The 25566-nt window shown below is 58.4% G+C and carries 19 protein-coding genes; 16 read left to right on the plus strand and 3 right to left on the minus strand.

What is annotated here, in order from left to right; translation table 11 throughout:
- The first annotated feature begins 373 nt into the window (after positions 1-373).
- From ACFSR7_RS01585 to ACFSR7_RS01620, 8 genes are all read left to right on the plus strand, one after another.
- Positions 374-1633 (plus strand): molybdopterin molybdotransferase MoeA, encoded by a 1260-nt coding sequence (locus ACFSR7_RS01585; protein WP_378158620.1) that lies wholly within the window; start codon positions 374-376, stop codon positions 1631-1633.
- Positions 1624-2256: a molybdenum cofactor guanylyltransferase gene (mobA, locus tag ACFSR7_RS01590; protein ID WP_378158621.1), complete on the plus strand. Its 633-nt coding sequence runs from the start codon at positions 1624-1626 to the stop codon at positions 2254-2256. Before ACFSR7_RS01585 ends, mobA begins: the two co-directional genes overlap by 10 nt.
- On the plus strand, positions 2253-2777 hold the full coding sequence (gene mobB, locus ACFSR7_RS01595) for a molybdopterin-guanine dinucleotide biosynthesis protein B (RefSeq protein ID WP_378158622.1): 525 nt from the start codon (positions 2253-2255) through the stop codon (positions 2775-2777). Before mobA ends, mobB begins: the two co-directional genes overlap by 4 nt.
- Positions 2778-2934: 157 nt before the next feature.
- A complete protein-coding gene (gene leuB, locus ACFSR7_RS01600) occupies positions 2935-4014 on the plus strand; it encodes a 3-isopropylmalate dehydrogenase (RefSeq protein ID WP_282909952.1) in 1080 nt (359 codons plus the stop codon).
- A 182-nt stretch (positions 4015-4196) separates the two neighbouring features.
- Complete coding sequence (locus tag ACFSR7_RS01605; RefSeq protein WP_378122623.1) at positions 4197-4745, plus strand: peroxiredoxin; 549 nt, start codon at positions 4197-4199, stop codon at positions 4743-4745.
- Positions 4746-4915: 170 nt separating this feature from the next.
- Positions 4916-5341 carry a hypothetical protein gene (locus ACFSR7_RS01610; RefSeq protein WP_378158623.1) on the plus strand — a complete coding sequence of 142 codons (426 nt, stop codon included), beginning with the start codon at positions 4916-4918 and terminating at the stop codon, positions 5339-5341.
- A 186-nt stretch (positions 5342-5527) separates the two neighbouring features.
- Entirely contained in the window at positions 5528-6907 is a 1380-nt protein-coding gene (locus ACFSR7_RS01615; protein ID WP_378158624.1) for a two-component system sensor histidine kinase NtrB, read from the plus strand.
- Positions 6908-7029: 122 nt separating this feature from the next.
- Entirely contained in the window at positions 7030-8337 is a 1308-nt protein-coding gene (locus ACFSR7_RS01620) for an MFS transporter (RefSeq protein WP_378158626.1), read from the plus strand.
- A gap of 102 nt (positions 8338-8439) precedes the next feature.
- Here ACFSR7_RS01620 and ACFSR7_RS01625 read toward each other — a convergent pair whose 3' ends face one another.
- The 3 genes from ACFSR7_RS01625 to ACFSR7_RS01635 all read right to left on the minus strand — a co-directional run bounded on the left by ACFSR7_RS01625 (position 8440) and on the right by ACFSR7_RS01635 (position 11383).
- Positions 8440-8544 carry a YjcZ family sporulation protein gene (locus ACFSR7_RS01625; protein ID WP_282909948.1) on the minus strand — a complete coding sequence of 35 codons (105 nt, stop codon included), beginning with the start codon at positions 8542-8544 and terminating at the stop codon, positions 8440-8442.
- 138 nt (positions 8545-8682) lie between these two features.
- A complete protein-coding gene (locus tag ACFSR7_RS01630) occupies positions 8683-10191 on the minus strand; it encodes an N-acetylmuramoyl-L-alanine amidase (protein WP_378158627.1) in 1509 nt (502 codons plus the stop codon).
- A 262-nt stretch (positions 10192-10453) separates the two neighbouring features.
- Positions 10454-11383 carry a transposase gene (locus ACFSR7_RS01635; protein WP_378158629.1) on the minus strand — a complete coding sequence of 310 codons (930 nt, stop codon included), beginning with the start codon at positions 11381-11383 and terminating at the stop codon, positions 10454-10456.
- A 498-nt stretch (positions 11384-11881) separates the two neighbouring features.
- On the opposite strand from ACFSR7_RS01635, the gene ACFSR7_RS01640 reads away from it, so the two are divergent.
- From ACFSR7_RS01640 to ACFSR7_RS01675, 8 genes are all read left to right on the plus strand, one after another.
- Positions 11882-13891: a beta-galactosidase gene (locus tag ACFSR7_RS01640; protein WP_378158630.1), complete on the plus strand. Its 2010-nt coding sequence runs from the start codon at positions 11882-11884 to the stop codon at positions 13889-13891.
- A 144-nt stretch (positions 13892-14035) separates the two neighbouring features.
- Positions 14036-15001, plus strand: a complete 966-nt coding sequence (locus ACFSR7_RS01645) for an ABC transporter permease (protein WP_378158631.1) — start codon at positions 14036-14038, stop codon at positions 14999-15001.
- A 34-nt stretch (positions 15002-15035) separates the two neighbouring features.
- Positions 15036-15917: a carbohydrate ABC transporter permease gene (locus ACFSR7_RS01650; protein WP_378158633.1), complete on the plus strand. Its 882-nt coding sequence runs from the start codon at positions 15036-15038 to the stop codon at positions 15915-15917.
- A gap of 65 nt (positions 15918-15982) precedes the next feature.
- The gene (locus ACFSR7_RS01655) at positions 15983-17740 is read left to right on the plus strand and encodes an extracellular solute-binding protein (protein ID WP_378158634.1); all 1758 of its coding nucleotides are present in this window, start codon (positions 15983-15985) and stop codon (positions 17738-17740) included.
- A gap of 157 nt (positions 17741-17897) precedes the next feature.
- Positions 17898-19676 carry a sensor histidine kinase gene (locus ACFSR7_RS01660; RefSeq protein WP_378158635.1) on the plus strand — a complete coding sequence of 593 codons (1779 nt, stop codon included), beginning with the start codon at positions 17898-17900 and terminating at the stop codon, positions 19674-19676.
- Positions 19669-21282: a response regulator gene (locus ACFSR7_RS01665; protein WP_378158636.1), complete on the plus strand. Its 1614-nt coding sequence runs from the start codon at positions 19669-19671 to the stop codon at positions 21280-21282. Before ACFSR7_RS01660 ends, ACFSR7_RS01665 begins: the two co-directional genes overlap by 8 nt.
- 36 nt (positions 21283-21318) lie before the next feature.
- Positions 21319-23754: an alpha-L-rhamnosidase-related protein gene (locus ACFSR7_RS01670; protein ID WP_378158637.1), complete on the plus strand. Its 2436-nt coding sequence runs from the start codon at positions 21319-21321 to the stop codon at positions 23752-23754.
- On the plus strand, positions 23751-25370 hold the full coding sequence (locus tag ACFSR7_RS01675) for a beta-galactosidase (RefSeq protein ID WP_378158638.1): 1620 nt from the start codon (positions 23751-23753) through the stop codon (positions 25368-25370). Before ACFSR7_RS01670 ends, ACFSR7_RS01675 begins: the two co-directional genes overlap by 4 nt.
- The last annotated feature ends 196 nt before the right edge of the window (positions 25371-25566 follow it).

Here is a 25566-nt window from a genome sequence, read left to right on the forward strand (position 1 = left end):
CGCGATCCACTGCATATATAATCGACTAAGTGCTCTATTCACTATGCGCTCGATCATTGTCCCGGAACTACGCCAATCGCAAACGGATGAAGGCTCGATTGCGTCAGTAGGGACCGGAGCGGGTGCTATTGTGCATCGGGGAGAAATGATACAATGATTTACAGGCTGGCGCTGCAAATGCGCATGATCTTTACATGATCGCTCGCGGGGAGACTACTATTTGTAGAAGCGTAAATCTGTTGCACTGCTCAAAATAAAGTCAATCTGAGCCGATGGGATAATGGAATGAGCGCGAAAAATGACATCGTTCACTCAGGGTGATCCATTATATGGATAATATTAAGATTAGAGGAATTAAAATGGGGTCAGAAAAATGAGTGGAAGCCGGGACGCGATATCCCTTGAGGAAGCGCAGCGGCGCATCTTGGCCTGGGCCGAGCCGATCGGCGCCGAGGAGGTGCCGCTGTTTCAGGCGTACGGCCTTCGTTTGGCAAAAGCGGTGCGGACGGAATCGCCCATACCGGCGTTTGCGCGCGCGGGCATGGACGGCTACGCCGTAAAGGCGGCGGATCTGGCGGCAGCGTCGCCGCAGCGACCGGTTATGCTCGATATTTTGGAAGGAGACTCTCGCGGCGCCATAGCGTGTCGTATTCGCTCTGGCGAGACCATGCGCGTCGGGACAGGCGGCCCGCTGCCCGAAGGCGCGGATACGGTCGTCATGCAAGAAGCCGTTGTCTTAAGGCAGGGCGACGACGGCGTGCGCCAGGCTGTTTTCTTGCGGCCGGAGACAATGGGCAGGCATGTCACCGCCGCGGGCGCCGAGGCTTTGGCAGGCACCGTGCTCCTCGCGGCGGGAACGCGCATCGGTCCGGGACAAGCAGCGCTGCTGGCGTCGGTCGGCGCAGTACGGCCTCGCGTTTACCGTAAGCCGCGAATGGTCGTCATTACGGCGGGGGACGATGTGGTGTCCGTCGATTCCGTGCCGGGCATCGGACAAGTTCGAAACGGCAATCTGCCGATGCTGCGGGCATTGATTGAATCGGCGGCGGGGGAAACGATTTGGGACGCGCATGTGCCGGATGAGCCGCACCAAACGAAGCAAACGTTGCAGCGCGGCCTCGCGGATGCCGATTTAGTCATCGTGTCGGGCGGCATTTCCGTGGGAGACACCGACATCATGGGCGAATTTTTCCGGGAAGTCGGCCCCGGCCTCTTGTTTTCCAAGCTGGCCATTCGACCTGGAAGCGCGTCGAGCGCGATTGTCATGGACGGCAAGCTGCTCATCGGGCTGTCCGGCAATCCCGGTGCCTGCTTCGCCGGATTCGAGCTGTTGGCGCGGCCGGCGATTGAGCGGCTGGGAGGGGGCAGCGGCGCTCTGACATGGTGCCAGGCGCGTTTGGCCGAAGGCAGCGTAAAGAGCAATGCCAATCCCCGGTTTTTGCGCGGCGTCGTTTGGATCGAAGCGGGCATGCTGATGGCCAGGCCATGTGCTGAGAACAGTTCATCAGGGCTTGTCTCGATCGGAGAAACCAATGCGCTGCTTGCGATTCCTCCATCTGCCCGAGAGACGCGGGCTGGCGCGGTGATTGACGTTCGGTTGCTTCCCGGCTGGCAGGAGTGCGTATGGCATTGATATCCGCAAGGAATGGGAACTCTAACGTTAGTTTATCCGGCTGTCATGCCGTCGTATTGTGCGGCGGAGCCGGCAGAAGAATGGGCGCCCGCAAGGAATGGCTCGAATTTAACGGAGAGCCGCTGCTTTTGCGGTTGTGCAGAAGCCTAATGGAGGTCGCAGAGCAGGTGACGGTCGTAGCCGACGTTAAACGCGACTACGACTTTCTACCGAAGGAAATTCGCGTCATTGCGGATAACGTCAACGAATTCGGCCCCGTCGCCGGCATATGCGCGGGTATGTCGGCCTCTAGCCTTCCGCTGCAGCTCGTCGTCGCCTGCGACTACCCGCTCGCAGGGCCGCAGGTATGGCTGGCGCTTGCAGAGGCGCTGGCACAGCATCCGGAGGCGGACGCCGTGCTGCCTGAGGTCGACGGCAAGCTTCATCCGCTGTGCGCGTTGTATCGCAGCCGTACGCTCGCCGTATGGCAAGCCGCGCTTAACGCCGGGAATAAGCGAGTGATGGCTGCTACGGAACGTATGAGCATGATAAGATGGCTGCCGAAAGGCGGGGCGTCGGATTGGCTCATGAACATGAATACGCCGGAAGACTACCGGATCGCAAAGGAGCGTCTGCGCCCATGATTACCCTGCCTCCCGTTTTTCAGATCGTAGGCTATGCAGACAGCGGCAAAACGACGCTTCTCTGCGCACTCGTACGGCATCTGACGAGCCTTGGCATGAAGGTGGCAACGCTCAAACATCACGGCCACCAGCCGGACGACAGCAAGAGGACCAGGGCGGCGGCGCTTGATCTGCCGGATAAGGATACTTGGCTCCATCTGGCGGCAGGAGCTGCGGGGACGGGCGCATCTTCGCCGGCCTTATCGGCCGTTTGGACGCCTGGCGAAGCCACGCTGGAAGAGCTGGCGGTGATGCTGCCGTCGGCGGACTTTATCTTGGCGGAGGGTTTCAAACGAGCTCCCTATGCCAAGTGGTTGCTTCTGCGAGAGCCGCGCGACATCAAACTCCTTGACGAACTAGTCAACGTTATAGGCGTTTCCGCCTGTTTTCCTTTTTCACATCCAAGCCTGCCCGTTGTTGATCGAAACGAGGTCGAACGAATCGCGGCAATGGCTGTTGCCGCAGCGCAAATGAAGGCGTAAAGCAGCTTCACGCCTGTCAGGCAGAGCTTGTCCCCGCCACTCATAGCCGTTAACTATTAACGGCATAGTTTTTATGTTTTGGACGAGACCCGCGATATGTGCTACAACTAAACATAGCAATCGGAATGGAACCTAAGTCGGGAGTGAACTTAAACGTATGGCAGAAGTGAAGAAGATAGCGGTCATCGCCGGCGACGGCATCGGCCCTGAGGTCGTCGGTGAAGCGATAAAGGTATTGAAGAAAACGGAAGAACTGTTCGGTTATAAGTTTGAACTCGAGCACGGCCTGTTCGGTGGCATCGCCATCGACGAGAAGGGCACGCCGCTGCCGCAAGAGACGCTCGACATTTGCCAGCGTGCGGACGCCGTCCTGCTCGGCGCTGTCGGCGGTCCGAAGTGGGACAACAATTCGAAGGAGCTGCGCCCGGAGACGGGACTGCTCGGCATCCGCAAGGCGCTCGGCCTGTTTTCCAACATCCGTCCTGCAGTCGTATTCGACTGCCTGAAGGACGCTTCGACGCTGAAGCCTGAAGTGCTCGAAGGCACCGACCTCATCGTCGTGCGCGAGCTGACCGGCGGCATTTACTTCGGCGAGAAGTTCCGTCGCGAAGGCGCAGGCGGCCAAGAAGCGATCGATACCTGCGTATATAACGTGCAGGAGATCGAGCGCATCGTACGCCAAGGCTTCGAGATCGCGCAAAAGCGCCGCAAGAAGCTTGCGTCGGTCGACAAGGCGAACGTCCTTGAGACGAGCCGCCTGTGGCGCGAGACCGTCAACAAGATCGCGCCGGAATATCCGGATGTCGAGCTCGAGCACGTCCTCGTCGACAACTGCGCGATGCAGTTGCTGCGCCGCCCGTCCAGCTTCGACGTCATCGTGACAGAGAACATGTTCGGCGACATCCTGAGCGACGAAGCCGCCATGCTGACCGGTTCGATCGGCATGCTGTCGTCCGCTTCGCTCGGCGAAGGCAGCTTCGGCCTATATGAGCCGGTTCACGGCTCCGCGCCCGATATCGCAGGTCAAGGCATCTCCAACCCGATTGCGACCATCTTGTCCGTTGCGCTCATGTTCCAGCTGACGTTCGGCTATGCCGAAGCGGCTGAAGTCATCGAGCGCGCCGTCAAGCAAGTGCTTGACGCCGGTCACCGTACGGGCGACATCGCGGTAGACAAGAGCCAGGCGATCGGCACGACGGCAATGGGCGATCTGATCGTAGCCGCGATGGTTCGCTAAACCGCGTCGAAAGCTGCCGGCAATCGTGCCGGGCTAACTTGCATCCTGACGGTAAGGATTAGATTAGAATAATTTTAAAGAAGTAATCACTACAGCTTGATTTTCATTCTCACTCTATGATACTATCGTTTATAGCAAATAAGGCCCGGCTTTGTAGTCGGAATTACAGGAGGTAATTGTCAATGGCAGAGCGTTTGGTCGGCCGCGAGGCCCCGCACTTTAACCTGGAGACTGTGTCCGGTGACGGCAAGGAATTCGGCAGAGCTTCCCTTACGGATTACAAGGGCAAGTGGCTGGTATTCTTCTTCTATCCGCTGGACTTCACCTTCGTATGCCCGACGGAGATCGTCGCGCTGTCCGAAGCTTACGATCAATTCAAAGCGCTGAACACCGAAGTTCTCGGCGTCAGCGTAGACAGTATCCACAGCCACAAGGCTTGGATCAACACCTCTAAGAATGACAACGGCCTCGGCCAACTGAACTTCCCGCTGGCTGCCGACATTACGAAGCAAGCGGCTCGCGACTACGGCGTGCTGATCGAAGAAGAAGGCATCGCGCTGCGCGGCCTGTTCATCATCGATCCGGATGGCGTGCTGAAGTACCAAGTCGTCAACCACAACGACGTAGGCCGCAGCGTCGAAGAGACGCTCCGCGTGCTCCAAGCGCTTCAATCCGGCGGGCTGTGCCCGATCAACTGGAAACCGGGCGACAAGAACCTGGTTGCCAACTAATCGAATATCGTTGGGCCAAAGGCGCATGCTCTTGCATGCGCCTTTGGCATCCTTTAGACGGCAGCCCTTTTATTGACTTTTGGGATGCGTGGCAGGAATTTGCCGTTTTAGAGGAGAATATAGTGAATCATCCGGCAAAGCCATACACGTCCATAAGGGAGGGGAAGTCGATGTCATTCTGTTGCGGAGCCAGCATGATCGGGACCAAGGGAACGCTGAAGCACTATCGCACGCGAATTCACAACGTCCCGATTCTGTTTTGTCCGGTATGCCACCGGGTCGAGGTGCATTACCTGGTCGAGAACGAATATGAGATTCTTGCCGACTACGCGCACGGCGACGGCGCGTCGGAGGTAGACTTCCAGGACTACGTGGACGAATCGGAGAAAGATCTGCACGAGAACTCGGTCAACAACGAGGAAGAGGATCCCCTCCTCATGGTGCAGAATCAGATCGACATGGGGCTGGACCTGCTTACCTTCGCCAAGAAGATCGGAGACGAAGAGTGGGAGCGACAGCTCAAGCGCCGACTCGGCGTGCTGAGCCAGCGCAGGCACAAGCTCCGCCTCAAGCGGACGACGGGCGGGACGCTGTAGTGCTATCATTTTTCGACACATAGAGCAAGGCGAGGACGCCGCTACCGGATCTGCGACTTATGACTCAAGTCGACAGCTCGGGAGCGGCGTTTTTCGCGTTTTATTCGACATCTTCTCTGATTGACATCTTTCCCATTCCTTTACTATGATGGACTTGACGCAAGGTCGAGCCTGGAGGAATACGGCATGGAGAAATGGAGAACGAGATATTTCCCGGTTCTCGTGGAGTATGTACTTCACGAAGACACGAGGGAGGGATACGATCTGAGCGAGCTGCTCGACCTGCTGAATGGCGTTCCCGCTGAGCACATTTTCGAGCATCACGAGGAGAACGTTCGCCTGCTCGTCTCGCATGCGGATAGCGAGGACAGGCTGGCGCTCATGCATCGGAGTCTATTGTTTCTTCACGAGATTCTCGGCAGTCACACCTGTTCCGAGTCAGCGGCAGCCAAGGAAGAACAGCTGCCCGAGGATTTGAGGCAGGCCGCGGCGAAGGCCATTCCGCTCCAGGAAGAGAGGCCGAGCCGTTTCGAGACGGTACTCCAGCATCTGGACAGCGGGATTGCGCTGTTCGAGCCCGGCGGGACGCTTCGATTTTTGAACGTGCCGATGGCTCGGCTGCTGCAAGCGCCCAGGCGCATACTGATCGGCCAGAGTCTCCGCCAACTATTGTTTCACCCCAGCTTGAGCCGTTCGCTGCGGCTTATTTTTATTCGTATGTACAGGCAGTTGAAGTATGACCGACGCGCACAGGGCGAGTTTCAGGATGGCAGTCGCTATCTGCTGATCAGTATCTCGCAGATCGAAGAACTCGATGGGGATATTTTGGTCAGCATCAAGGACGTATCCGAGCACAAGCAGATTGAACAGAGCGCTTTTCAGAATGACAAGCTGGCGATGCTGGGCAAGATTGCTGCGGCGATCGCTCATGAGATCCGCAACCCGCTGACGAGCATCCGGGGCTTCATACAACTGCTCAAGCCATATCTGGAGTCGATCGGCAAGCAGGAATACGCGCGAATCATTTTGTCCGAGATCGACAGAGCGAACGACATTATTTATGAATTTCTCAATTCGTCCAAGCCTTCCGCGCCGATGACCCAGACCGTGCTCGTGGGCCTGCTGCTTAAGGAGACGATCTTGCTGACCGAGAGCGAGGCGCACATGCAAGGGGTCGAAATGACGTGCGAGATTTTTGATCCATATCTGACGATCTCGATTGACGTCAAGCAGATCAAGCAAGTGATTTTGAACATGGTAAAAAATGCTTTGGATGCGGTTGCACACGTGGCGGACAAGCGCAGGCCGAACATTCGGCTATCTGCGCGCCAGGAACGCGGGTATGCCGTCATCAGCATCGCCGACAATGGACGAGGGATGGACCGGGAGACGCTGACCAGGTTATTCGATCCCTTCTTTACGACGAAGTTCGAGGGGACCGGGCTCGGTCTGTCAGTGAGCTACCGAATCATCCGGAACCATGGCGGCACGGTACAGGTAGACAGCCGGCTCGGCGAGGGCACGGAGTTTATGATTTATTTGCCATTCGTAGGGGAAAAAGAGTAGAATCGGATTGAACGAAAGCGCGCTCCGCGACGGCTACGTCTCGGGGCTTTTTTATGTCGCCCGGTGGCTATCGTTGCGGGTGAAGCAGTCGATAGATTCGGATCACCATGGGGGAACTGCCGATGACCAAGCGCATACGAATCGCGGGTCTGGATATTCAACGACTGCTCCGAAGCAGGTTTAACGATTCAGAGACCAGACGCGGATTGCGAGCTTCGCTAATCGAAGGCATCCCCGCTACGATCATCGCCAATCTGCTGGGCGGGCCCTTGCAGACGGCGTTTTTGTTGTACCTGGGGTTCCAGTCCGAGCAGATCGGATTGATCGCCGCGATCCCTTCCTTGACGCTGCTCGCGCAGATCTTCATGGCGTTTGCCATGGAGAGGTGGAGAGACAGGCGAAAGGTCGCAACGATGCTTGGCGTCGGCCATCGGACGATGTGGATATGCACGGGATTGATCCCGCTGTTGTTCCCCCATGCGGCTTGGGCGCCGATGTACATGCTCGTATTCCTCTGTTCATTCACGCTGGGGCAAGCCGGAGGGGTCATCTGGACGTCCTTAATGGCCGATATCGTACCGCCTCCCGTGCGCGGTCGTTACTTCGGCATCCGCAATACGATTCACTGGGCAGTGGCCAGCCTGACATTGCTGATCGGCGGGCAACTCATGGATTGGTTGCCGGGCGGGCGAGGCTTCACGATTCTTTTTGTGGTCTGCGCGCTCTGCGTCGTATGGAACGGCATCGAGCTGTCCCGTTATGCCAATCCGCCCTACGAGAGCGCAGGCGGCGGGCTATCCGCTTCCCTGATCCTCAAGCCCTTCCGAGATCAGCCCTTTTTATCCGCTGCCTCCTTCATCACGCTTTTCATTTTAATTCAGAACGTTGTCGTACCGCTTTATGCTTATGCAATGCTTAATTTACTGAATTTGAGCTATAGCAGCGTCACCTTGATTACGATGATTCAAAATATCGTCATGATGGTCAGTTATATTTTTTGGGGTAATTTGAATGCACGTTTTTCCGCGCGCAGGCTGCTTACCTGGACATTTCCGATCATTGCACTCGCCTGTATCGTCTGGTTTGGCATGGCAGCGCTGCCGGTCCTGCTGATCCTCGGCTTGTCGCACGTCCTGCTCGGTATCGGTTTAGGCGGCTACAATTTGCTTGTGTTTAACTTTTTGATCGGGGATACGCCGAAATCGGACAGACCGATCTACATCGCTGTGTTTTCCGCGTTGACCGGTATCGCGGGTTTCGTCGGCCCGAACATCGGAGGCTGGCTGTTCAAGGCTGCAAACGACGCACCCTCGTGGTTGCAGGATTACGGAATCGTCGGATTAACGGGATTTGCGTTGCTAGTGCCTGCGCTCGCGATCGCGCCGTTCGTGTTCAGGAATGCGCGAAGCTCGAACAAAAAAACGAGCTGATATGAGAAAGGTGGGGCGCCTCCAAGCGTGCAAACGCAAAAAAAGCCCGCTGCGCCATGGGCGCAGCGGGCCAGTAGGAGGAATTGCTAGAGCCATGAGCTCTTAGTACAGGCCGATGCCCGCACGAAGGATGATCACGAGAAGAATGAAGAGGACGAGGACGAATGCTGCTCCGCCGCCGTAACCTGCGCCAGCTACTCCGCTCATTTGCTACACCTCCGAGGTTTTGGATTGTGGTGACTTCCACACCCCTAATATATGTGTTGTTGCCGAATCGGACTGTCCAATCGCCTATTTCCGAAAGAAAAAGCGAGCGTTAGCTGAGACGCTGCCATTCAGTTTTAGTTATTTGACGCCAAAATACTCCTTCAGACCGTCCACGATCGCTTGGGCGACGCGGTTCTGGAAACTGTCGCTAAAAAGAATCGATTCTTCCGTTGCGTTGGACAAAAATCCGACTTCAAGCAGCGTAGCGGGCATGGCCGTCTCGCGCAGCACCTTATAGCTTGCGTACTTGACCTTGCGGTCGGTAAAGCCGGTCGCTTGAACCAGATGCTTGTGCATGATATTCGCCAGCGTCTTGCCGCTCCCCGTATAATAATAAGTTTCTGTACCTCGAACGGTCGGTTTGCCGGGCGCGATGTTGGCGTGAATGGACACGAATGCGTCCGCGCCGGCTTTGTTCGCAATCGTCGCACGGTCCGATAGCGGGATAAACGTATCGTCATTGCGGGTCAGCACGACCTGAAAAGCGGATTCCTTCTTCAGCAGCTTCTCCACTTTAAGCGCCAACGACAGATTAAACGATTTTTCTTGCTTCTTGGTGGCGCCGATCCCGCCCGGGTCGCCGTCGCCGTGACCAGGATCGATAACGACGATCTTTTTGCCATTGCTCGGATTAACGGGGGGCGGTGTCGGCGTCGCGGTCGGCTTCAGATCGACAACGTATACGTTCGACTCGACATCTGCTTCTTGGTAGGCGGAATAAGGCTTGTCCGCCGCCAGATCCAGCGTAATAGTGATCGTCTTGGACGCGGTATCGGTTACGGCATATCCGACATGAGTAGCGCTCGAACCGTCAGAAATCGTGAACTCGCCTGATTGCGTTGCCGTATCGTAAGACTGCAGCGTCGAAAACGCAGGATCGAACGACGTATTCGGCAGCTCGACTACAATACGCGAAGGATTGGCGACCGCATACGTTTTAGGGATGAGGCTGCCGTTAAACGAGATCGCCAATCTGCCGTCGCTCCAGCCGATTCCTTTAATCTGCCCGCCCGTAGCGGGAGAAGGCAATGGCGTGGGCGTCGTTCCGGGAGCGGGCGTCGGCGTTGGATTAGGCGATGTCGTCGGCGCGGGCGAAGGTGTCGGTGTAGCCGATGGCGTGGGAGAAGTTGGAATCCATGGCTCCGATGGTTGGGGAGACGTCAAGGTCACAATCTTCTTGACATTATCCCAGCCGATGTCGATTCCTGCGGATTCGCCTACGAATCGGAGCGGGACCAGCGTCGTGCCTGAGCGATTGACGGGAGCGGCGTTCAGCTTGAAGCTGGCGTCGCCGACGCTGGCGACCGAGCTACCGATTGTCAACTTGATGTCGCCGCTGCCCGACCAGATTTTCACTTGCTTTTCGGTTTGGTTCCAAGTAACGAGAAGGCCGAGATTTTCAGCAATGACGCGAATGGGGACCATGACGCTGCCTTTCAAAATTTCGACCTTGTCTTTTTTCTGGAGTGACAGCGCTTGTCCGTCCAGTATGATGGTTGCCCCAGAGGACTGGGCGTTGGCTTGTCCGGCGAACGAAAAACAGAAGAAAATTGCTGCGAGCAGTACAAAGAAGCCGATCTGTTTCAATTCTCCACCTCATCCATGATGTTCTAGTACGTTTAGGTTAAGACGCCGACTTATAGTAAAAGGTTTCGCAAGATAGCGAAATCGGGTCGAAAGTATGATTTCTTAACACTAAACTTCATGTCGAGGGGCCAAATAAACGAAACGGGCAGAGGAGTGCTTATACTCATTTTTTCTAATTCATTCCATTATCCCATTGCGTCAGCTAGGCTGGAGTAAGAATACAGAAAGTTTACAAGTATTAAAAATCGAAAGTTCTAACTGTTCAAGCTCCCCATCTGCTCATATGATGACCCTTCCACCGCGATCTGCTTCCAAAGTAAATCCATGGCACGACAAGTATGGGCTTTGGCTTTATAAGCTCCTTGTATTGGATAGCGCGTGTCACCGCACACCAACGCATCAAGACGGGCAGTGTGGAAGCGGATTGCAATTGCTTGTTCAAACGGAACGCAAACTCGTCTAGATACGCCTGCAGATGCTTGGCCCCAATGCCATTGAAGGTATCGTTTAGCCAAGCGCAAACCATCTTCGCAATCGGGAACAAAGCGGCATGCATCTTGCCAAAGCGATCGCTCGTAGGAACGGCATGCGGCACGGCGTGCTTGCGAGCGAATGCATGGTAACCCGTTGCTAGAACTCTCCTGTTAACCGGGTCGACATGCGCCGGCTCCGGTTGATGTAGCACGACGCGGTCCGGCTTATCTTGCTCGTTCAAGGAGGCGCCGATCAGCACTGGCTGCCGGGCGTCTTGATAAATTGGCGAACCATAATAAAATGCGTCAAGCCTAAAATCAGATTCAATAAGGTTCGAAGCTTCAGCGGATTGGATTGCAAATCTAATCTTTTGAGCGATGTGCCAAGCCGTCTTATAAGTAACCGTAATTATATCGGAAAGGCGGAGCGCGCTGAGACCGCCCGGCTGAGAGAGCAGGAACATAGCCTGGAACCAACGAGGCAGCGGCGTACGGCTTCCTTCCATGATGGTGCCGGAAATAATGGAGGTCTGACGACGGCACGAGGTGCACTGATACAGCGGAAGCCGACGTGTTCGTATGAGAGAGAAGCTACTGCAACGGCATGCCGGACAGCGAAATCCATCGGGCCAGCGAAGCGCAAAAAGCGCTCGAGCACATGCAGCATCCGATGAGAAACGCAGGCAAAACTGCTCATAAGTATCAGCTTCAACTGTCATGATGTGCCTCCCGGAGCCCTTTTTTACTATAATATAGAACATTTGTTCTCTTTTCAAGTGTTTTTAGCGCATATTTTCATAAAAATTCCATTAAAATGATCGGTATATTGGCATGTACTAACAAAATAATGACGGCTGAGTTGATGGGATAATGGAACGAAGCTTTGAAACCGGCCGGCAGGGCTGAAGCGTTGGGGTAGTGGAACGAAGCGCGGAAACTGGCCAGCTGAAGCGTTGGGATAGTGGAATGCAGCGCAGAAATTGGTTAGCTGACGCATTGGGATAATGGGGTGAAGCTGAGAAACTGGCTGGCTGATTAGATGGGATAGTGGGAGGAAGAGCGAAAATAGAGGGTGCAATCGCGCGGGTGTAAAAAAATGGAATTAATAATGGGCTTCAGCATCCTCCCTAACTTGGCGGGCTAATTCCTCTGATTCCACCGGTGTCCGCTGCGGCGTCGTGGTCGGATAATAGAAGGTACCGGAGGGAGGGTGTGCCATGTTATATGGCGTTTGTTATTATCCGGAGCATTGGCCGAAGGCGCGTTGGACGACGGATGTGGCGCTTATGCAGGAGGCTGGCGTCAATGTCGTACGGATCGCGGAGTTTGCGTGGTCGAAAATGGAGCCGCTCCCTGGCGAATACGATTGGTCGTGGCTGGACGAGATCATCGGCTTGCTGGAGGCGCATGGCATTCGGGCGGTGCTTGGAACGCCTACCGCGACGCCGCCCAAGTGGCTCATGGACCGCAATCCGGATTTGTACATGAGGGACGATAAGGGTCAGGCGAGGGGCTTCGGCAACCGCCGTCATTATTGCTACAACCATGCGGGATATCGGCAACTCAGCGCGAATATCGTGGAGCGAATGGCGAAGCGGTACGGCAGACACGACAATATCGTCGCCTGGCAGATCGACAATGAGTTCGGCTGCACGGACACGATTCGATGCTACTGCGATAATTGCCGCATGGCTTTTCAAAGGTGGCTGAAAAATAAGTACGGCGATATCGGCACGTTGAACGAAGCGTGGGGAACGGTATTCTGGAGCCATGTCTACAATGCTTGGGGAGAGATCGTATTGCCGGCGTATACGGTGTTCCCGATGCATAATCCCGGACTTCATCTGGACTATATGCGCTTCGCGTCCGACTCGGTCGCCGAGTACCAGCAGATCCAGGTCGACATCCTGCGGCGAGAGTCGCCGGACAAACCGATCACGCACAACTTCATGGGCTACTTTGCGGAGGTTGACGCGTACAAGCTGGCAGCGCAGCTGGACTTTGCGTCCTGGGACAACTATCCGAATCTGCACTTCGACGAGAAAGCGGATCCGCTTAACCCGGCCATTCAGCACGACATGACCCGGGGGCTGAAGCGTCAGCCGTTTTGGGTCATGGAGCAGCAGAGCGGCTCGCCCGGTGGAAACTTCATCTTTGCAATGCCGAAGCCCGGCGAACTGCGAAGGTGGACTTACCAGGCCGTTGCGCACGGCGCGGACGCCATTGTTTATTTCCGGTGGCGGACGTGCTTGTTTGGGGCCGAGCAGTACTGGCACGGCTTGCTGCCCCATGACGGTATTCCGGGACGAAGATATGAAGAAGCCAAACAAACGGGAGCAGAGCTGCAGCGGCTATCCGGCAGATGGCTTGGCGCAGGCTCTGGCGCGGAGGTCGCCATCCTGCGGTCGCATGACAACGAATGGGCGATGGATATCCAGCCGCAGTCTTTTGGCCATCGATATATGGCGCACTTCAAGACGTATTGCAGATACTTTTACGAAAGGCATATACCGGCAGACCTTGTGGCACCGGACGCGCCGCTCGGATCCTATCGTCTTGTCGTCGCGCCGCACGACATGCTGACGCACCCGGCTGCGGCCGAGTCAATCTATGAATATGCAAAAGCGGGCGGCACAATCGTGCTGGACTTCCGGGCGGGCATCAAGCAACCCGACAATCGGATGGAGGAGCGGACGATTCCTGGCGCGTACAGAGAACTGCTCGGACTTCGCGTGACCGATTACGGATCGCTGCGGCAAGCGGACGCGCGCGCTGTCACGCTCGAACAAGGGGAGGTCGCGCCGGAAGGCTTCGCGGGACGCGTTTGGTACGACATTCTCGCGCTTGAAGGCGCTGAGGCAATTGCCTGGTACGCGGACGATTTTTTCGCGGACACGCCTGCGGCTACCCGGCATGCGTACGGGAGCGGAACCGCCTATTACTTGGCCACGGAGCCGACGCCGGCACTGATGACGGCGCTGATGGATCGGATCTGCGGGGGAGCCGGCGTGATGCCGATCGATGGAATTGCGGCGCCGGCAGGCGTAGAGATCGCGCGCAGAAGAAACGGCGTAAAAGAGTATATTTTCGTTCTCAACCACAACGAGCAGCCGGCGCAACTCGCGCTTGCCGAGCCCTTGGACGAGCTGATCGCTGGCGTCATGGAGGAAGGAGAAATTCTGCTTGAAGCTAATGGTATTCGAGTCTACGAGCGGCCGGTCCGCTAGCGGTCCGACTTGCTGCCCAAGTTGATCCGGCCTTTCGTTTGAGGGGTGAAGGAAGCGGATCAAGCGGGTTGTTGGCTCATGCAACCCAGCGCATAATCAGATTATAAGCAGCAGACAGATCAGGCAAGAGAGAGGGATCAAGAGATGGCCGATATCGCGAAAAGCCTTGTCCCGTCTCAGGCGGAGGCAATCCGGCGCAAGCAAAGCTTGGGCGCAATGATCGCCAACCAGCATCAATTGCTGGTCATGTCCATTCCGTTCGTACTGATCGTCATTTTGTTTTCCTACGTCCCGCTGTGGGGCTGGATTATGGCGTTTCAGAAGTACACGCTGGGAAAAGGCATCCTGCACAGTCCGTTCGCGGGGCTGGACAACTTCAAGCTGCTGTTCAAGGACCAGCAATTTTACCACGTGCTCCGCAATACGCTCGTCATGGGCGTGCTCAATCTGATCGTCTCGTTCGCAGGCGCCATCGCGCTCGCGCTGCTGCTGAACGAGGTTAGGGCGCGATTTTTCAAACGGACGATCCAGACAATCACGTACATCCCCCACTTCGTCTCCTGGGTGGTCATCGCCAACATCGTCACGCAGCTGTTGTCCCCGGACGGTGGAACGCTCAACCAGATGCTCGTCCAGCTAGGCGTACTGAACGACCCTTACTACTTTATGTCCAACCCGAAGCTGTTCTGGCTTATTCATACGATTGCCAACCTGTGGAAGGAAGTCGGGTGGAACACGATTATCTATCTGGCCATACTGGGCGGGCTTAATCCGGAGCATTACGAGGCAGCGGAAGTGGACGGCGCGAGCCGCTGGGCGAAAATGCGCTATATCTCGATTCCCGGGCTGATGCCGACGGCGATCCTGCTGCTCATCATCTCGGTAGGCTGGATTATCCAGAGCGGGTACGAGTCGCAGTTCCTGCTCGGCAACGCGATGACGATCGACTATTCGGAGGTACTCGATCTGTATGCGCTCCGGTATTCGCAGCAAATCGGCGATTATTCGTACGGCGTGGCGATCAGCATGTTCAAATCCGTCGTCAGCGTGCTGATGGTGCTGGGCGTCAACTACCTGGCCCGCAAGACCAATCAAAGCCGGCTGTTCTAACTGCGGCCGGCGGCAAGGAAGGAGATGCGAACGCATGAACCGCGCCCGCGGCGACTACGCATTCAGTACGATTAATTACGTTTTCCTCGCATTGCTCGGATTCGCCACGGTGTTTCCGTTTCTCAACCTGCTCGCGATCTCGCTGAACGACACGCTCGACACGATGCGCGGCGGCATCTACTTCCTGCCGCGGAAGTGGACGCTGCTGAACTATGAGATTATCTTCCGCGAGAACGGCCTTCTGATGGCGGGCGTGCGCTCGGTCATCCGGACGGTGCTCGGCACGGCGCTTGGACTGTTCTGTACGACGCTCCTCGCTTATGCGCTCAGCCGCAAGGAATTTTTTCTCCGCAAACAGCTGAATATCGTTCTCGTCCTCACGATGTACGTCAACGGCGGCCTCATCCCGACCTACCTGCTCATCCGCAACCTGCATCTGATGAATCACTTTGCGGTGTACATTTTGCCTTTGCTCATCAGCGTCTACAACGTCATCATCATGCGAAGCTACTTCGAGCAGCTTCCCGACGGCATCACGGAATCGGCGAAAATAGACGGCGCGAGCGACTTTCAGGTATTGTTCCGCATCGTGCTCCAGATCAGCCTGCCGGTGCTGTCCACGATCGCCCTTTTTATCGCGGTCATGCACTGGAACTCCTGGTTCGACAATTATTTGTACGCCAGCCGCAATCATAACCTAAGCCTGCTGCAGTACACGCTTCAGAAGGTGCTGATCCAGTCGGCCAACGAGATCGTCAGCGATAACGGGCATGCCAACGTCCAGGCGATCCGCAACAATCCGGAATCGATCCGGGCGGCGATCACGATGGTGGTCACGCTGCCGATCCTGTTCGTATACCCGTTTCTGCAGAAGTACTTCGTCAAAGGAATTACGATTGGCGCTATGAAAGAATAGCGGTATCATACGGGAGAACCCTTCCGTTGATATATCATTTCAAACATAGATTGAGAGGGTGTCCTATGAAAATGGTCAAACGGAAATACGGCTTCGCGCTCGGCGCCTCGGCGGTCCTGCTCGCAGGTCTCGCCACCGGCTGCTCGGGCAATGACAACGAGGGCGCTTCGCCTTCCGCCAGCCAATCTGAAAGCGCTCCCGCTTCGAGCACGGCTGCCGCGTCCGGCTCAGCCTCGGCCAGCTCAGGCTCAGCCAGCGCCGCGCCGACGCAGGATCTGACGCCGGTCACCTACACGATCAACACGACCGACGACAAGCTTAACTGGGAATCGCCGATCACGAAGAAGCTGACCGAAAAAACCGGCGTCAGCTTGAAATACGACCTGACCGTTGGCGACCAGTTTCAAAAGTGGGATCTGTGGCTCGCTTCGAACGATTATCCGGACATTATCTCGCTCGATCCCAAGTACACGCAAAAGTACAAGGACGCCGGCGCGATCATCCCGCTAGGCGATCTGATCGATCAATACGGTCCGCATATCAAGGAGAAGTTCGGCAAGTATTACAACCTGCTGAAGGACAAGGACGGCAAAATCTACGCCCTTTATAACGTCAATGCCAGCCAGGAGGCCTCGCCGGACGCAACGGGCAGCTTCATCATCCAGCAGGATGTGCTGAAGGAGGCCGGTTACCCGCAGGTCAAGACGCTCGACCAGCTATACGAACTTATCAAGGCTTACAAGGAAAAGCATCCGAAGATCGAAGGCAAGGACACGATCGGCTTCGCAGCCGCGATGCTGAGCTATACGATGAACATTTCCTTCAACAATCCGATCGTGAGCTCCAACGGCTGGCCGGACAACGGCAACTTCAAGGTACAGGACAACGGGGACGTCAACTACATTCCTGTGACCGAGGATGCCAAGAGCTATTATAAATTCCTTAACAAGCTTTACCGCGACGGCCTGTTCGACAAGGAAGCGTTCTCGCTGGACAGCATTCAGGGCAAAATCTCGCAAGGCCGCGTGATCGCCGCTTATGCGCCGGGCTGGTTCCTCGGAGACTCGGAGAAGGCGCTCCGCGCCGCAGGCAAGCCGGGCAGCACGTATGCGCATCTGCCGATCTATGCGAACGAGAGCGTCGAGGACCACTCCAACGCGATGACCCCGACGGCCGGCGGGGGGCTTTCCTGGACGATCAGCGCTGGCGCCAAACATCCGGAGCGCATCATTCAGTTCATCGACTATCTGTTCTCCGACGAAGGGCAAGTGCTGACGCAGTGGGGCATCGAAGGCGAAGATTATACGGTGCAAGGCGGCAAGAGAACGGTGGCGGACGGCCTGCTCGCGCAGCGCAGCTCGGATCCCGACGTGGACTACAAGCGCGGCTTCAAGAGTACGGGTACGGGCGGAGCGCCCTGGTTCGGCATCGGCAACGGCGCCAAGCTTGCCGACGGCGACTACGCGACGCCGCTCACCAAGGATTCCGTCGTGCAGACGTACGACGACACGACGAAGGCGACGCTGGCCGCATACGGCAAGCAGGTCTGGGCGGACTTCCTGCCGCCGGTCAACTTCGTGCCGGGCTATCTGTGGCAGCTCACGCCGCCGGAGACCGTCAAGGTGCAGCAGCAGAAGATCGACGACGCATGGCGCAAAAACTTGCCGAAGATCGTCATGAGCAAGAGCGACGACGAGTTCGAGGGCGCCTGGTCGACAATGGTCGGTTCGATCCAGAAGAGCGGACTCGACGACATGAACAAAGCGTATACGCAGCTGTGGGCGGATTTTAACGCGACGTACGAGAGCACGATCGGGGGATGACCTTCTGACCCGTTAACGAAGCGGCGCCTGTCGCGATTCAATGGCGAGCTGCAGCCTAAAAAGCAGGATATACTCCTTGTCTGGCAAGACAGGCAAGGAGTATTATCTTTACAAAGAAAGGGCTTGCAAAAGCCCGGTATGCCGGGGGCGGCGACGCATGAAAATTCGGACCAAGCTCATTCTCGCCAACCTGTTCATCGTTCTGTTTCTGCTCGGATCGGTGACCTATGTGCTCGTGCAGCGAAGCAGCGCGCTCGTCTACGAGCGGGTCATCGAGAATGCTTCCCTGTCGCTGTCACAGGTAGCCAACAATCTCGACAACAAGCTCGAATCCTACGAATTGATTCCGAACACGCTTTTTCTGAACAATACGATCGACAGCATTCTGGAAACGCGGTACGACGATTACAAGGATGCATACGACGACTACGCCGAATATTATCAGCCCTTTATCTCTGCCGTGCGCACGACGCGCGACGTCGCTCATCTCAATCTGTACACGACGAACGACACGTTCCTGTTCGGAGACATTTTGCTCATCGACGACGACGTCAAAAAGTCGGACTGGTACCCGAAGGTCATAGGCGGCAGGTCCGGCGGCTACTGGACCGGTCCGTATGCGCTCATCGGGGAAAATCAGGCCGTCATCAGCTACCGCAAGCGACTCAACAACTACATGAACGATTCGCTCAAGATCGTATCCCTCGAGATCAAGCAGCAGGTGCTCTACGACCTTATCAACGAGGAGGGCAAGAGCAAGCGGTATCTGTTCGCCATGGCGGACGGCACGGTCATGATGGATAGCGATCGAAGCCGGCCGAAGCCGCTCGCCAAGCTTCAGGACTTGCCCTTCTTTTCGAAAATCGAGGGTATGGACGGCAGCTTCCGTTACGAAATGGACGGGGAGCTCTATGAGATCGTGTACCGGTCGCTTAGCTCCCGCAACGTTGTCAAGGGCATGAAGGTGCTCGCCTTTATCCCGGTGACTCAGCTGCAGCCCAAGCTCGAGCAGCTTCGGTCGCTTGCGATTCTGTTGTTTCTGATCGCCTTCGTCATCTCCGGCTTGCTGATCTCCGCCATCTCCGTCGGCATGACCCGCCGCCTGTCGGAGCTCGCGTCCAAGATGAAGCGGATCCATAAGGATAACTTCCAGAGCTTCGTCGAGGTGAGGGGGAAGGACGAGGTCGCACAGCTCGGCGAAATGTTCAACGTCATGGTCCGCCGGGTGGGGACGCTGATCCAGGAGGTATACCAGTCCGAGATCGACCGCAAGGGGCAGGAGCTGCGGACGAAGGAGGTCGAGCTGTATGCGCTGCAGACGCAGATCAACCCGCATTTCCTGTTCAACGTGCTCAATATGATCCGCGGCAAGCTGCTGATCGTCGGCGAGCGGGATACCGCGAAGGTCGTCGGCCTGCTTGCGAAGTCGTTCCGCATGATGCTGAAGAGCGGCGGCCAGACGGTCGCGTTGTCCGAAGAGCTGGAGTTTGTCGACAGCTACTTGCAGATTCAGCAGTACCGGTTCGGCCACAAGTTCACGTACCGGATCGACGTGCCCGACGAAGCAAGGGACGCACGATTGCCGAAGCTCAGCCTGCAGCCGCTCGTCGAAAATGCGATTACGCACGGCATTGAGCTCAGTCCTGACGAGTGCCGGGTGTGGATCGAGGGCGAGATCGTCTCCGGCGCGCTGCGGCTCGTCGTGGGCGACGACGGCCTCGGGATGACGCCGGAGCGATTGGCCGAGGTGGAGCGCTCTCTCACGGAGGATGCGCTGAGCAGCGACTCGCATATCGGTCTGCGCAACGTTCATGCGAGGCTTAAAGCTAGATACGGCGACGAAAACGGTCTCGCAATCGAGTCCGCGCCGGGGGGAGGCGTCATTGTGCGCCTGGTCATTCCGCTAACGCACAGGGAGGAGGAGCGTGATGTATAGCGTATTGATCGTAGACGACGAGCCGCTCGCCCGGCAGTCGCTCCGCTATCTGATCGACTGGAAATCGCTCGGCTATCAAATCGCCGCGGAGGCGGCCGACGGAGCAGAGGCGCTCGCGGTCATGAAGGCGCAGCCGATCTCGCTCGTGCTGACCGACATCCGGATGCCGGTCATGAACGGTCTTGCGTTCGTGGAGCGACTGCGCGAATTTTCCGATGCGGCCGTCGTAATCTTGAGCGGCTACGACGATTTCGAGTATGCGCGCCAGGGCATGAAGATGGGCGTCAAGGACTATTTGCTGAAGCCGGTCGACGAGGACGACCTGGAGGCGCTGCTCCGCCTCGTCTCGTCGGAGCTCGCCGCCCGAAGCATGCAGGACCGCCGGCAGCATCTCGGCGAGTCGCTGCAGCGGGAGCTGCTGCTGCGACGTTGGACGCAGGGGCAGGCCGACGCGGATGAGCTGGAGGCGCTGCGCGATCTGCTGCCCTGGCAGGAGCGGGGCGGCTTGTACGCCTGTCTGCTGATCGAGATGGACTTCGTCTTCGGCGGCGGTGTGGCGTTGTCGGAGCGGGACATCGCCCTGAAGCGGTTTGCCGTGCAAAATATCGCCGAAGAGGTCTGCATGGGCGCCGGTTCGCTGTTCGAGGCGGGCGAGGACCGATATGGCATCGTGCTCCGGGTGGTGGAAGCGGATCGAGTGGCGGAGTCGCTGGCGGCTCGCATCGCCGAATCGGTCGCGCTCTACGCGAAGGAGACGGTGAGCGTGGGCGTCGGGCACGCGGTGGCGGATCCGGTGCGCGCGGCCGAGTCCTTCGCCGCGGCCGAGGAAGCGTTGGCCGCCAAGTTTTTGCAAGGCGGCGCCGCGGTGCTGCGTCGGCTGGAGCCGCCGGCGGAAGGCATGAACGGTGCGGCGGCGGATACCGGCGCGGCGGGCGCGCTTCAGGCGGAGCCCGTCGGAGCGTTCATGGCGCAGCTCGAGCGCGTGCTCGCGGCGGTGCGCAGCCAGGATCGCGCGGCGACGGAGCAGGCGCTCGCGAGCTTGCGCCGGTCGCTGCCGCACAGCGGCCTGAGTGCCGGCGCGATGCGGACGGCGATTTTGTACGCGCTTGTTCAGCTGCACCAACTGCTGAAGGAGCAAGGCGCCGATCCGAGCCCGCTGTTCGCGCGCGAGATCGGCGATTATGGACGCGTCATGACGTCCAGGTCCGCGGACGAGCTGCTTCGGTTCGCCGAAGGCAAATATATCGGCGTGCTCGAGCAGCTGGCGCGGATGCGCGCCGTCAAGCCGAACCGGGTGATCGCGGAGGCGAAGGCGATGATCGAAGCGCATTACGGCGAGAATCTCAGCTTAAGGAGCATTGCGGATCGGGTGTTTCTGAACCCGAATCATCTTGGCAAGCTATTTAAGTCCGTCACCGGCCTGTCTTTTAACGATTATCTGCTGCAGGTCCGGATGGCGCATGCCAAGCGCATGCTGCGAGAGACGGATTTAAAAGTTTACGAGATTGCGTCAAGCGTCGGCTATACGGAACTGGATTGGTTTTACAAGCGCTTTAAAGCCTTCACCGGGGTGAGCGCGGGCGAATATCGGGCAGGTGCGGGATGACGGAAGTCGCCGCGCCTGCGGAAAAGAGGCGAACTTATGGAGGAACTGAGAGAATGGCGGGCGTGCTGGATCTGGCCCGAGTCGTTGCGCGAAGATTCGGAAGGGGGAACGCGTCAGCAGCGGGCGCTGTTCCGGCGCGAGTTCCAGGTGCCGGAGGAAGGGGCCGGACTTAAGCTGGACGTGTCCGCGGACAGCAAGTTCCGGCTTTATCTGAACGGCAACCTGATCGCGAGGGGGCCGATCAAAGGCGACGCCTGGGCGCAGTATTACGATACGCTCGACGTGGGCGATAAGCTGGTGCCGGGCGCCAACGTGCTCGCGGCGGAGGTTGTGCATTATCCCCGCCTGGCGAGCGTGCCGGGCGCGGAGGTCGGTCCGGCGTCCGAAGGGCGGGCGGATTATGGCGGCTTGTGGATTCAGGGCGCGCTGGAGGATGAAGCCGGCAGGGAGTTGACGCGGCTCGACTCGGACGACCACTGGAGGGCGCTGCCGCTGCGGGCCGTCCGAATCGGACCGGAGATCGGGACGCTGTTCGTCGGCGGCACGGAGGAAGTGCGCGGCGACATGCTGCCGGCGGGCTGGCGGGAGGCGGGCTTCGACGACGCGTCCTGGGAGCGGCCGGTCGCGACGGAGCCGCTTGACCGGTTATACGGCCAGGTCAGCCCCTGGCAGCTGGCCGCAAATCCGATTCCGCGCATGCGCGAGACGCCGAGGGCGTTCGCGCGCGTGATACGAAGCGAGGATTTACAGGCAGCACAAGGCGTACCGGATGGCGCGGCATCCGGAGGCGACGCTGCGGAGGCGCTGCCGTTTCCGCTTAAGCTGGCGCCGGGTCATTCCGCCTGGGCGGAGCTCGATGCCGGATTGATGACGACCGGCTACGTGCGGCTGGCTGTCGCCGGGGGCGCGGGGGCGCGGATCTCGCTGCTGTATTCGGAAGCGTACGAATACGAGAATCCCGCGGACCACGGCGGCAACCGCCGGGGCGTGCGCGACGATCCCGCGGACAAGGTGCTGCGCGGCAACGAGGATGTGTACCTGCCTGTCGGCGCCGGTACGCCGGATGATCCGGAGGTCTACGAGCCCATGGGAAGGCGGGCGTTTCGCTTCGTGCGCTTGTCCGTGCAGGCCGCAGACGCACCGCTCACGATCGTTGACCTTAGCTACGCGGAGACGGGGTATCCATTGGACGCCGTCTCGCAGGTGGAGACGTCCGATCCATTGTCCGGCGAGCTATGGAACATCAGCCTGAACACGCTGCGCCGCTGCATGCAGGATACGTACGAGGACACGCCTTATTATGAGCAAATGCAGTACGTTATGGATGCCAAGTCGCAGGCGCTGTTTACCTACGCTGTCAGTGCAGACGATCGGCTGGCGCGCAAGACGATTCACGATTTTCACAGCTCGCTGACGCCCTCGGGCCTGATTCAAAGCCGGTATCCCTCGGTGAACGGGCAGTTTATTCCCGGCTTCGCGCTTTACTGGGTCATGATGGTGCACGATCATTACCGTCACTTCGGCGACACAGCGCTCGTACGCAGATACCTGTCGACGGCGGACGCGATTCTCGGCTGGTTCGACCGGCGGATCGGAAAAGACGGCCTGGTCGGACCTATGCCCGAAGCCTATTGGTCGTTTGTCGACTGGGTGACGGCGTGGAACGCGACTGCCGGAGCTCCGCCTGCCAAGCTGCAGGGACCGCTCACCGTCTACAACCTGATGTACGCGTCCGCGCTTCGCGAAGCGGCGGATCTGAATGCATGGTCGGGCCGCGGCGACACGGCGGCCGAGTACCGGCAGCGCGCGGAGGCGGTGCTCGTTGCCGTGCGACGGTCTTGCTTGGACGAAGCGGAGCAGTTGTACCGGGACGGCCCGCAGGTCGCGCAGTTCAGCCAGCATACGCAGATCTGGGCCGTCCTGGCGGACGCCGTTCAAGGCGGGGAAGCCCGCGAATTGCTGGCGCGGATGCTGGCGCGGAACGATCTGCCGAAGGCGTCGTTCTCGATGGCGCATTATTTGTTCCGGGCGGCAGCCAAGACGGGGCTGTACGGTTATGCCGACGCCTTCTGGCAGCCATGGCGGGAGCAGGTCGGCCTGCATCTGACCGCCTGGGTCGAGGACCCCGTTCAGCAGCGCAGCGATTGCCACGGCTGGGGCGCGCTGCCGTTGTACGAATACGTCGCCGAGACGCTCGGCGTTCAGCCGGAGGAGCCGGGTTATCGCACCGTCCGGATCGCGCCGCGCACGGGCGGACTGACCTGGGCGAGCGGCGAGGCGAAGACGCCTGCGGGTCTCGTTAAAGTTTCGTGGAAGCTGAACGAAACGAACGGAGGAACGCGGTTCGCGCTGAGCGGCGAAGCGCCGGAAGGCGTTCCGGTCGTCGTCGTGCTGCCCGACGGCACCCGGCACGTGCCCAGTGGTCCGGTTTTCGAATATGAATGCAGCGTAGAGGAGGGAGCGACGGCGTGAAGCTGGCGACCGCGTATTACCCGGATTATCATCCGCAGGAGGAATGGGCGAGGGACTTCCGGCTGATGCGGGAGGCGGGCATCGCATGCATCCGCATCGCGGAGTTCGCCTGGGCGAAGATGGAACCGGAGGACGGCGTTTACGATTGGGGCTGGCTGGACGACAGCATCCGGGCGGCCGAGGCGCACGGGCTGTCGGTCATGCTGTGCACGCCGACCGCGACGCCTCCGGTCTGGCTCACCGAGCGTTACCCGGACGTGCTGCCCGTAGGCAAGAGCGGCAGGACGATCGCCCATGGCGCCAGGCAGCAGCGGTGCTACAGCTCGGACGCCTATAAGAGATACTCGCTGCGGATCGTAGAAGAGATGGGCAAGCGCTACGGCGGCGATCCGGCAGTCATCGGCTGGCAGATCGACAACGAGTTTGGCGGCGAGACGAAATACGACTACGGCGACATGTCCAGAAAAGGATTCCAGGCTTATTTGGAAGCGGTGTTCGGGGACATAAGCGTCCTTAACGAGCGCTGGGGCACCGCGTTCTGGTCGCAAACGTATCAGCGGTTCGATCAGATCCAGCTGCCTGCGCCGATCGACTGCGATGTCATGATGTGGCCGCACCCGAGCCTGGAGCTGGCGTTCCGACGGTTCTCCTCCAAGGTCATGACGGATTTCCACCGCAGCCAGGTCGAGACGCTCCGCCGCTATTCGAAGGCGCCGATCACGACAAACGCCTTTATGTTCAACTGGGGAGACAACGTGGACTGGGCGAAGCTGTTCGCTTGCAGCGACGTCGTCGGCATCGATATTTACAGCAGCGACAAGGAGGAGATCGCCTTCTACGCGGACGCCTGCCGGTCGCTGCTGAACCGCCCGTTCTGGGTGATGGAGTACGGCACGGGAAGCACGGCGCTGTCGGCCGAGATGGACCTGATGCGCTCGCGGGGCTGCGAATGGTTCAGCCTGTTCAAGTTCCGCGTGTTTCCATGGGGGCAGGAGCAGGAAACGGCAAAGGGGGCGCTGCTGGCCGTCACCGGGGACCCGCTGCCGGGCTACGGCGCGGTCAAACGCTGGGCGGACTCCCGCGAAGCCTCGCCGGAACCGCTGCGGGTACAAGACTCCGGCATCGGCGTGTATTATGACTTTGAATGCGCCTGGGCCTACCAGATCTCGAAAGCCGATCCGGTCGACTATTTCAAATACGTTCACCGAACCGTTTACGGCAGCGTCTTCAGCGAGACTTCTTCGGTCAGCGTCCTTTTCGAACCGGCGGCGATCGACGGCGTCCGCACGCTGCTGCTGCCGCTGCAAATGCTGCACGACGAGGCGCTGGAGAAGGCGCTAATCGCCTTCGTCAAGAACGGCGGCCATCTGGTGGCCACCTCCGACCTTTTCCGGCGCAACCGCGACAACGTCTATTTAAGCAAGGTTCCGGCGATTTTCCTTGAGGCGCTTGGCTGGCTGGACAGCCGCTTCATTGACGATGTGCCCGAGCTTGAAGCGTCGCCGAATCCCATATTGGCGGAGCGCGCGTACGGGCTGGGGCGGATGACGATCGTCAGAAGGGATCTGGACCGCGAAGGCTGGGCAACCCTGGCCCAGTCTGGCGTCCAAGCATGAGTTTCCGATTGACATTTTGTTGCTGGAATGCTTATAATGTGAACCATCTAAATGAAGGAGGCTGATGTTATATGTTGAGCGTAGCGTCGATTGTGCTGTCGTCCGTCGCGTATGCATCGGTCTCGAACGGAGCCGGCTTGGGAGACTAAGCCTTTTTCGGCCATCATGGCCGGCTGCCGCGGAGACCGACAGGTCC

It is taken from the genome of Cohnella sp. GCM10020058 (assembly GCF_042683485.1).
Taxonomy (GTDB): domain Bacteria; phylum Bacillota; class Bacilli; order Paenibacillales; family Paenibacillaceae; genus Cohnella.

What these genes read in the sequence shown, in the direction of transcription:
- ACFSR7_RS01655 (WP_378158634.1), top strand. Translation starts at nt 15,983, where the DNA reads ATGAAAATGGTCAAACGGAAATACGGCTTCGCGCTCGGCGCCTCGGCG.
- ACFSR7_RS01650 (WP_378158633.1), top strand. Translation starts at nt 15,036, where the DNA reads ATGAACCGCGCCCGCGGCGACTACGCATTCAGTACGATTAATTACGTT.
- ACFSR7_RS01585 (WP_378158620.1), top strand. Translation starts at nt 374, where the DNA reads ATGAGTGGAAGCCGGGACGCGATATCCCTTGAGGAAGCGCAGCGGCGC.
- mobA (WP_378158621.1), top strand. Translation starts at nt 1,624, where the DNA reads ATGGCATTGATATCCGCAAGGAATGGGAACTCTAACGTTAGTTTATCC.
- ACFSR7_RS01625 (WP_282909948.1), bottom strand. Translation starts at nt 8,544, where the DNA reads ATGAGCGGAGTAGCTGGCGCAGGTTACGGCGGCGGAGCAGCATTCGTC.
- ACFSR7_RS01670 (WP_378158637.1), top strand. Translation starts at nt 21,319, where the DNA reads ATGGAGGAACTGAGAGAATGGCGGGCGTGCTGGATCTGGCCCGAGTCG.
- ACFSR7_RS01640 (WP_378158630.1), top strand. Translation starts at nt 11,882, where the DNA reads ATGTTATATGGCGTTTGTTATTATCCGGAGCATTGGCCGAAGGCGCGT.
- ACFSR7_RS01645 (WP_378158631.1), top strand. Translation starts at nt 14,036, where the DNA reads ATGGCCGATATCGCGAAAAGCCTTGTCCCGTCTCAGGCGGAGGCAATC.
- ACFSR7_RS01620 (WP_378158626.1), top strand. Translation starts at nt 7,030, where the DNA reads ATGACCAAGCGCATACGAATCGCGGGTCTGGATATTCAACGACTGCTC.
- ACFSR7_RS01665 (WP_378158636.1), top strand. Translation starts at nt 19,669, where the DNA reads ATGTATAGCGTATTGATCGTAGACGACGAGCCGCTCGCCCGGCAGTCG.
- ACFSR7_RS01605 (WP_378122623.1), top strand. Translation starts at nt 4,197, where the DNA reads ATGGCAGAGCGTTTGGTCGGCCGCGAGGCCCCGCACTTTAACCTGGAG.
- ACFSR7_RS01615 (WP_378158624.1), top strand. Translation starts at nt 5,528, where the DNA reads ATGGAGAAATGGAGAACGAGATATTTCCCGGTTCTCGTGGAGTATGTA.
- leuB (WP_282909952.1), top strand. Translation starts at nt 2,935, where the DNA reads ATGGCAGAAGTGAAGAAGATAGCGGTCATCGCCGGCGACGGCATCGGC.
- ACFSR7_RS01610 (WP_378158623.1), top strand. Translation starts at nt 4,916, where the DNA reads ATGTCATTCTGTTGCGGAGCCAGCATGATCGGGACCAAGGGAACGCTG.
- ACFSR7_RS01635 (WP_378158629.1), bottom strand. Translation starts at nt 11,383, where the DNA reads ATGACAGTTGAAGCTGATACTTATGAGCAGTTTTGCCTGCGTTTCTCA.
- mobB (WP_378158622.1), top strand. Translation starts at nt 2,253, where the DNA reads ATGATTACCCTGCCTCCCGTTTTTCAGATCGTAGGCTATGCAGACAGC.
- ACFSR7_RS01660 (WP_378158635.1), top strand. Translation starts at nt 17,898, where the DNA reads ATGAAAATTCGGACCAAGCTCATTCTCGCCAACCTGTTCATCGTTCTG.